Here is a 7,075-nt window from a genome sequence, read left to right as displayed (position 1 = left end):
CGGCGCCCCGGCCGGGCAGCTCGTCGCCCTCGTCGACCCGGACACCGCCGTCGTGCTGCCCGACGGCTCGGTCGGCGAAATCTGGGTGCACGGGCCCAACGTCGGCGCCGGGTACTGGCAGAAACCCCTGGAGAGCACCGAAACGTTCGGCGCCCGGCCGGCCGGCGACGAGCGGCCCTGGCTGCGGACCGGCGACCTCGGCGTCCGCCACGACGGCGAGCTCTACATCGCGGGCCGGATCAAGGACCTGATCATCGTCGACGGGCGCAACCACTACCCGCAGGACGTCGAAGCGACCGCCGCGTCGGCCGACCCCGGGATCCGCCCCGGCAGCGTCGCCGCCTTCGCCGTCGCGGGCACCGACACCGAGGCCGTCGTCGTGGTGGCCGAACACCGCGGCCACGCGGACCTGGCCGAATCCGCCGAGCGCACGCTGGCCGCCGCGATCCGGCGGCTGGTCTCCGACGCGCACGGCCTCGCGCTGCGGGACGTGCTGCTCGTGCCGCCCGGGCGGGTCCCGCGCACCTCCAGCGGCAAGATCGCCCGCGGTGCCTGCCGCGACCGCTACCTCGCCGGCGACTACGGAAAGGCACTGGCGCGATGAGCGAACCGACGACCGACACCCTGCGCCGCTGGCTCCTGGACACCGTCGCCGAGCACACCGGCGTCCTGGCCGAGCCCGACCACCCGCTCGGCGACTACGGCCTGTCCTCCCGCCAGGCCGTCGGCATCGCCGCCGACCTCGAGGAACGGCTCGGCCGGCGGCTGCCGCCGACGCTGCTGTGGGAAAGCCCGACCATCGACCACCTGGTCCGCAGCCTCACCGGTGCCGACGAGCCGGAGATCCGGCCGGGCACGGACCGGCGGCGGACCGACCCCGTCGCCGTCATCGGCCTGGGCTGCCGGTTCCCCGGCGCGGACGGGCCCGGCGAGTTCTGGGACCTGCTGAGCAGCGGGCGGGACGCCGTCCGCACCGCGCCGCCCGGCCGCTGGAACGCCGAGGCCGCCCCGGTGCTCGGCGGGTTCCTCGACGACGTCGCCGGGTTCGACGCCGAGCACTTCGGCATCACGCCACGCGAAGCGGCGACGATGGACCCGCAGCAGCGCATGCTCCTGGAAGTCACGTGGGCGGCACTGGAGCACGCCGGCCTCGCGCCATCGTCGCTGCGTCGCAGCCGGACCGGCGTGTTCACCGGGATTTCGACCCACGACTACGGCCACCTCACGATGACCGGCGGCGCGCCGGACCTGTGGACGGCCACCGGCGCGGCGGGCAGCATCGCGGCCAACCGGCTGTCGTACGTCTACGACCTGCGCGGGCCGAGCATGGCGGTGGACACGGCGTGCTCGTCGTCGCTGGTCGCGGTGCACCACGCGGTGCGCGCGCTGCGCGACGGCGACGCGGATCTGGCGCTGGCGGCGGGGGTCAACCTCATGCTGCTCCCGGGCCCGACGGCGGCCTTCGCGGCGGCGGGCCTGCTCGCGGGCGACGGCCGCTGCAAGACGTTCTCGGCGGCGGCGGACGGCATCGCGCGCGCCGAGGGCTGCGGCGTCGTGGTGCTCAAGCGCCTGGCGGACGCCGAATGCGACGGCGACCGGGTGCTCGCGGTGATCCGCGCGTCGGCGGTCAACTCCGACGGCCGGTCGAACGGCTTGGCCGCGCCGAACCCCCTGGCGCAGCAGGCGATGCTGCGGGACGCGTACCGCGGAATCGATCCGTCCACCGTGGATTACGTGGAGGCGCACGGGACGGGGACGTTGCTGGGCGACCCGATCGAGGCGGGCGCGCTGGGTGCGGTGCTCGGAGCGGGCCGTGCGCCGGGTACGCCGTTGCTGATCGGCTCGGTGAAGACGAACATCGCCCACGCGGAGGCGGCGGCGGGGATCGCCGGGCTGATCAAGGTGGTCCTGGCGCTGACGCACGGAGTGCTGCCGCCGCAGCTGCACTTCGGGTCGCCGAACCCGCACATCGCGTTCGGTTCGCTGGGGTTGAAGGTGGTGACGGAGCCGACGCGGTGGCCCAGGCACGCCGGCCGCGCGACGGCGGGGGTGTCGGCGTTCGGGTTCGGCGGGACGAACGCCCACGTGGTCCTGGAGGAGGCGGCACCGCCGGACCCGGCTCGGGGGAGCGGGCCGCCGCACGGCGGTGCCGGACCGGTGCGCACCGGCCGGCGGTCGTCCGGCGGTGACAGCGTCCGGATCGGGCTCCTCTCCGCCCGGACCCGCGACCGCCTCACCGAGCGGGCCGCGCAGCTGGCCGACTGGCTCGACTCCCCCGCCGGGCGGCGGAGCTCCCTCGCCGACGTCACGCACACCCTCTTCCGCCGCGACAACGGCGGCCCGCACCGGGCCGCCTTCGCCGCCGCCGGCCACCGGGAGCTCGCCGGGCTGTTGCGGGCCGTCGGGGATCGGGCCGATCCGCTGCCCGCCGGTGCCTTCGCCGGTACCGCCGTCGGCGGGGAGGGACCCGTCTTCGTCTTCTCCGGGCACGGGTCGCAATGGGCCGGGATGGGCTGCGGGCTCCTCGCCGAGCCCGCCTTCGCCGCGCAGGTCGACAAGCTCGGCGATCCGTTCACCGAGCACGCCGGGCGCTCGCTGCGGTCGCTGCTCACCGGCTCCCCGCCGCGCTCGCTGGCGGAGACGCAGCTGGCGATCTTCGGGACGCAGGTGGCGCTGGCCGCGCGGTGGGAGGCGCTCGGCGTGCGGCCCGCCGCCGTCCTCGGGCACTCGCTCGGGTCCGCGGCCGCCGCGGTGGTGGGTGGGGTGCTGACCGCCGACGAGGCCGTCCACCTGGTCGCCACCCGCGCGCGGCTGCTGGGCACGATCGGGTCCGGCGGGGCGATGGCCGCGGTGGAACTGACGCCCGGCGAGCTCGCCTCGCACCCCGGTGTCGAGCTCGCCGTGGATTCGGCGCCGGGGCAGCTGACGGTCGCCGGGGACGCGGTGGTGCTCGACCGGCTCGTCGCCGAACTCGAGGCGGCCGGGCGGAGCGCGCGACGGCTGCCGGTCGGGGTCGCCGGGCATTCGGCGGGGGTCGAGCCCGTCCTCGGCGCCCTGCGGGACGCGCTCGCCGAGCTGGGCGGGCGGCGGCCGCTGGTGCCCTGGTACGACACGGTGCTGACCGACCCGCGCGAGCTCCCGGACTTCGACGCCGGCTACTGGGCCGCCCACCTGCGCCGCCCGGTCCGCTTCCGGCAGGCGGTCGCCGCGGCGGCGTCGGACGGGCACCGCGTGTTCGTCGAGGTCTCCCCGCACCCGATCCTGCGGGGCTCGCTGGCCCGGACGCTCGAAGCGGCCGGGATCGCGGACGCGGTGGTGACCGGCACCCTCCGCCGCGGCCAGGACGAGGTCCGCGCCTTCGCGGCCGCGGCGGCAACGCTGTACTGCGCGGGCACCCGCATCACGCTGACCACCCCGGACGACGACGCCCGGCTCACGGACGTACCGCCGATGCCCTGGCGCCACGAGCGGCACTGGTACACGGACGCGGGCCCGAGCGAGCGCCCCGCACCGACGGGACCGGCGACCACCTGCGACGGTCCGGCCGCCGCCCGGCTCGCGGCAACGCCCGGCGGGATCACCCGACCGCCGGCCACGCCCACAGCCGGCCCCGCGGCAACGCCAAGCAGGACCAGCCAACCGCCGGCCGCGGCAGCACCCGCTGCCGAAGGTGACCGGCTCGCGCGGATCGTCGCCGCCGTCATGGGCCTCTCCCCCGACCGCCTGGACCCCGACGTCCCCCTCGTCGACCTCGGGCTCGACTCGCTCATGGCGAACCGGATCCGCGAGGCCGTCCACCGGGAACTCGGCACCGAACCCGACGCCGCCGCCGTCCTCCGCGGGGCCACCCTCGCCGACCTCAACCGGGACCTCGTCCCCCGTGGCGACGAACCGCCGGCCCGCGGCCGGGCCTGGGACGCCGCCGATCGCCTCGTCCTGCGGCTCTGGCGGCAGCACACCGGCACCGACGCCGCCGGCCCGCACGTCCGCCTCACCGGCACCGACGAACCGCACCGCCTCGCGCGGCTGCTCGCCGACGGCCTCACCGCCGAGCTCGACACCCCCGTCGACGCCGCGGACCTCCTCCGGCACGACTCCCTCGCCGCCGTCGCCGACGTCGCCCGCGCCCTCCTCGACACCCGCGAAGACGTGCACCTGCTCAAGCCCGGCGACGCCGGCACCGCGCCCCTCCTGCTGTTCCACCCCGGCGGCAGCACCTGCACCGTCTACCGGCCACTGCTGGACCGGCTCCCCGCCGGCGTGCCCTGCCTCGGCTTCGAACGCGTGCCCGGCGCCGGCATCGAAGAACGCGTCGAACGGCTCCTCCCGCTCGTCCGGGCCCGCCTGCCCCACGGCCCCTACCGCCTCGCGGGCTGGTCCTTCGGCGGCGCCCTCGCCTACGGCCTCGCCACGCGGCTCGCGGACGAGGGCGAACCGGTCGAGCTCGTCGCGCTCATCGACACCATGCTGCCGCTGCCCGAACCGGACCTCGACCCGCGCGCGTCGTCGGCCCGGCGGTTCCTGCGGTTCACCGGCTACGTCGAGGGCACCTACGGCCGGACCGTCCGGCTCGGTCACGACGAACTCGCGCCCCTGCCCGAAGAAGCGCAGATCGAGCTCACCATGCGGCGGGTCGCCGAAGCCGGGTTGCTGAGCCCCGGCGTGCTCCGCCACCAGCGACAGTCCTTTTTGGACACGCTCGCCGCCGAACGCGGGACGCCGCGGCCCTACGACGGCCGCGTGGTGCTGTACCGGGCCACCGAGCCGTACGCCGCCGGGCTCGCGATGGAACCGCGCTACGCCCGCACCGACCCCGACGCCGGGTGGGCCGAGCTGTGCCCGCGGCTCGAGATCGTCCCGGTCCCGGCGCACCACCTCTCGATCGTCGACCCGCCGCACGTCGACGTCGTCGCGCGGCACCTGGCGGACCGGCTGTGGCCGTGACGCGGACCGGGCCGCTGCTGGCGGTGCTCGGCGCCGGCCTCTTCCTGGTCGCGGTGGACGCGACCGTGCTGCACGTCGCGCTGCCCGACCTGGTCCGGCAGCTGCGGCCCGGCGCGGCCGCCCAGGTGTGGATCGTGGCGATCTACCCGCTCACCGCGGCCCCGCTGCTGCTGCCCTCCGGCACGCTCGGCGACCGCTTCGGACGGCGGCGCGTGCTCGTCACCGGCTACGCGGTGTTCGGGGTGGCGTCGCTCGCCTGCGCGCTCGCCCCCGGCGTCCCGGCCCTGCTCGCCGCCCGCGCGGCGCTCGGCGTCGGCGGCGCGCTGATCATGCCGGTGACGATGTCGCTGCTGCGGGAGCTGTTCCCGGACCGGCGGAAGCGGCGCACGGCGATCGCGGTGTGCAGCGGCATCGCCGGGACCGGTTCGGTGTTCGGGCCGGTCCTCGGCGGGCTGCTCGTGGAAGCGTGGGGCTGGCGGGCGACGTTCCTGGTCAACCCGCCGGTCATCCTGGCCGCGGTGACGGGGGCGCTGCGGTGGCTGCCGCGCAGCCCGCCCGGGCGGGCACCGTGGGACGCGTTCAGCGCGGTGCTCGCGGCCGGCGGCGTGCTCGGGATCGCCTTCGCCGTCGGGCCGTCGGGGGGCGGCTTCGTGGCGGGGGCGGCCGGGTGCGGCCTGCTCGTGCTCTTCGTGCACCGCCAGCGACGGGCGGCCGACCCCCTGCTGGACCTGGGACTGTTCCGCCGGCCGGGGGTACCGGGCGCGGTCGGCGGGGTGCTGCTGGTGATGAGCACCCTCGTCGGGCTCGGCCTGCTGCTCGCCCAGTACCTGCAGGTGGTGCTCGGCCTCTCCCCGACGGCCGCGGCGGCGCGGCTGCTGCTGGTCCTAGGCGCGTCGGCGGCCGGCAGCGTGGCGGCGCCGGCGCTGCTGGAGCGATGCGGCAACGCCCGCGTCCGCACGGCGGGTTTCGCCGTGGCGGCGGCGTCCCTCGGCATCCCGGCGGCGGGCGGGCTGACGTCGCCGTGGTGGCTCGGCGGCGCGCTCGTGGGCTCGGGTCTGGGCATGGCCCTCGCGCTGACGTCGAGCACGGACACGCTGCTGTCCGCCGCGCCCACCGGCCGGGCAGGGGGCGCGGCCGCCGTCGAGAAGACCGGCTACGAGCTGGGCGCGGGCCTGGGCACGACGGCGTTCGGCTCCCTGGCCGCCGCCGTCTACGCGGCCCATCTGGCGGTGCCGCCCGGCGTGCCGGACGCGGCGAAGCGGCTGGCGTCGGCCGGCCCGGCCCAGGCCGAGGCGGCCTCGCACGGCTTGGCGCAGTCTGCCGAACTCCTCGCGGCCGCCCGGGTCGCCTGCACGGTGAGCGTGCAGGCGGCGTCGTCGGTCGCGTGCGGGTTGTTCGCGTTCGCGACGTTGGTTTCGATCACACGCCGCCGTATAGGCCGTTATACGAATGGGCGACGCGATCCGCGGGGTGTTCGAGCCCGCCGAGCGGCTGCGGAACGCTAGCCCGCACCCGGCGGCTGCGCCGCGTAAGCACGGAGGATCTCCGTGGTGTCGCCGAGGAACCGCGCCACCACCTCCGCCTGCTCCGGCGGCAGCTCGTCCGTCAACCGGGTGATGGCGCCGACGAGCGGGGCCAGCGCGGCCCGGACCTCGGCCCGCGCCGCCTCGCTGACGACGAGGGTGACCCGCCGCCCGTCGCGCGGGTGCGGGCCGCGGCGGACGTGCCCGGCGGCTTCCAGGCGGTCGACCAGGACCGTCGCCGACGCGGACCGGATCTTCAGCGCGTGCGCGAGGTCGACGGTGCCCATCGGCGTGCCGGCCGCCAGGTGCTGCAGCGCCTGCACGTCGGTCGCGCCGAGGCCGAGCCGCCGGGCCAGGGCGACCTGGACGTCGTGGGCGAGCGCGAGGAGTTCCCGCAAGGCGAGGTTCACCCGGAGCGCGACGGGAGTGTCTTCCACCCGGTCATTCTAAGGTCGCTAGACAATCTAGCTAGTTTTGCTACCGTGGAGCGCGTGGACGTCCGAGCGATGAACGCCGAAATGACCGCGAAGCTGATCGACGCCCCCGCCGAGGCCCCACCGGAAGGCGGGTACACCCTGCGCGTCGTCGAGACGCGCAGGGTGTACCCG

General features: G+C 76.6%; 3 protein-coding genes and 1 pseudogene. 3 read left to right on the top strand and 1 reads right to left on the bottom strand.

Annotation, left to right across the window (positions count from 1 at the left end):
- The 3 genes and pseudogenes from CCN39_RS38435 to CCN39_RS38425 form a co-directional block, all read left to right on the top strand.
- A pseudogene (locus CCN39_RS38435) lies at window positions 1–604 on the top strand (fatty acyl-AMP ligase); the annotation flags it as partial.
- A complete protein-coding gene (locus tag CCN39_RS38430; RefSeq protein WP_086850746.1) occupies window positions 601–4,944 on the top strand; it encodes a type I polyketide synthase in 4,344 nt (1,447 codons plus the stop codon). The pseudogene CCN39_RS38435 and the gene CCN39_RS38430, both read left to right, overlap by 4 nt.
- On the top strand, window positions 4,935–6,449 hold the full coding sequence (locus tag CCN39_RS38425) for an MFS transporter (RefSeq protein WP_086850744.1): 1,515 nt from the start codon (window positions 4,935–4,937) through the stop codon (window positions 6,447–6,449). The genes CCN39_RS38430 and CCN39_RS38425 overlap by 10 nt, the downstream gene beginning before the upstream one ends.
- Here the strand turns inward: CCN39_RS38425 and CCN39_RS38420 are convergent.
- The gene (locus CCN39_RS38420; RefSeq protein ID WP_086850742.1) at window positions 6,446–6,904 is read right to left on the bottom strand and encodes a MarR family winged helix-turn-helix transcriptional regulator; all 459 of its coding nucleotides are present in this window, start codon (window positions 6,902–6,904) and stop codon (window positions 6,446–6,448) included. The genes CCN39_RS38425 and CCN39_RS38420 overlap by 4 nt on opposite strands.
- Between the last annotated feature and the right edge of the window lie 171 nt (window positions 6,905–7,075).

This window comes from Amycolatopsis kentuckyensis, assembly GCF_002155975.1.
GTDB lineage: Bacteria > Actinomycetota > Actinomycetes > Mycobacteriales > Pseudonocardiaceae > Amycolatopsis > Amycolatopsis kentuckyensis.
The sequence above is the reverse complement of the archived record's forward strand: the minus strand, read 5'-3'. Positions and strand labels throughout refer to the sequence as shown.